Genomic DNA, 202 nt, shown 5'->3' with positions numbered 1-202 from the left:
ATAAAAATATCATCATAGAGCAAAGCCAGTTTGATGAATTCATGAACCACCCGCAATTTCTCGCAAGTAGAACAAAAGGCAGGAATTCTAAGTCAAAGGTAAACCCTTTTTATAGCAGACATCCACTACGCTTAAATAATTTAACCGCTTATTACGATTATTATTTTAATAATCTACTAAATGGCAAAACTCAACATGATAT

At 32.2% G+C, this 202-nt stretch carries 1 protein-coding gene; it reads left to right on the top strand.

Annotated elements, in window-relative coordinates:
* Positions 1-202, top strand: a 202-nt coding sequence (locus B4237_RS05455; protein ID WP_286942058.1) for a hypothetical protein, incomplete at both ends; no start/stop codon positions are given.

It is taken from the genome of Acinetobacter sp. UBA6526 (genome assembly GCF_002434875.1).
In the GTDB taxonomy this organism is placed as follows: Bacteria; Pseudomonadota; Gammaproteobacteria; order Pseudomonadales; family Moraxellaceae; genus Acinetobacter; species Acinetobacter venetianus.
The sequence above is the reverse complement of the archived record's forward strand: the minus strand, read 5'-3'. Positions and strand labels throughout refer to the sequence as shown.